The sequence below is a fragment of the Sphingobacterium sp. SGL-16 genome, from assembly GCF_011043515.1.
In the GTDB taxonomy this organism is placed as follows: Bacteria; Bacteroidota; Bacteroidia; order Sphingobacteriales; family Sphingobacteriaceae; genus Sphingobacterium; species Sphingobacterium litopenaei.
In genome coordinates, this window is sequence record NZ_JAAKGQ010000118.1 from 1 (window position 1) to 949 (window position 949).

The 949-nt window shown below is 37.6% G+C and carries 1 protein-coding gene; it reads left to right on the forward strand.

Annotation, left to right across the window (positions count from 1 at the left end):
- A partial coding sequence (locus G5B32_RS16915; RefSeq protein ID WP_165292667.1) for a transposase occupies positions 1-949 on the forward strand: 949 nt, incomplete at both ends.

Genomic DNA, 949 nt, shown 5'->3' on the forward strand with positions numbered 1-949 from the left:
TAGGTATGTCAGTATTTAAAGATCACAAAATCTCCCTCAGCCAAGTTTTAGCTTTTATACCAGAAGCCCTTTTAAGCCATCTTTCAGCAACCACTAAAGTGGATCATTACAGCAAGGTTCTTCATGGGAAAAAGATGTTTTACCTTCTTTTGTTCTGTATTTTCGATAACGAAAGATTGAGTCAGCGAACATTAGAAGATACTTTTAACAGTAGTGGCTTTAAAGCCCTGTTTGGATTGGGAGAAGAAGAAAAGGTTCGCAGCAGTTCTATCTCCGAGAGACTTTCCAAGATTGACCCCCGTTATTTCAAAGAAATCTATGAACAGATGTACCAGCAGTTTTCCGGGCTTTATTCGAAGACTGAAATCGAAAAGTATAATCTTATACGAGTTGACAGCACTATTGTTGCTGATGCCTGCGCGAAGCTAAAAGAAGGTATTGACCAGAAAAGCGGTAAGAAATTAGTGAAATTCAGTTTTTCGTTTGACGGCATTTTACCTTCGGGAGTAGAAGTTTTTACTGGTCAGAAATACTCTTCCGAAGAGTCTGCACTCCCTGAAGCTATTTTAAAACAAGTAAAAAAAGAAGAGCATCACCAGAATATTTATGTTATAGACAGAGGTTTGCAATCAACACGGACGATGAAGGAATTTGAGGAAGAATCTGTAAAATTTATCATTCGTTCGAAAGACAACAGGAAATTTGAAGAGATGGAATCATTTCTTGATGCAAAAACATCGCTGAAATGGGATGATTGGGAAGTATTAAAAGACAGCAGGGTAAAGCTTTACACCGGAAGTCCCATCCAAAACAAACGAGGCAAACTGCATTATAGGCAAGAGAAAGTAGAAATTGATTTCCGTTTGGTGGTCATCAAAAGTCAAAAAACAAACAAGGAATTTTGGTTTCTGACTAATGAATTTCAACTCTCAGCCAAGGAAATTTCTGA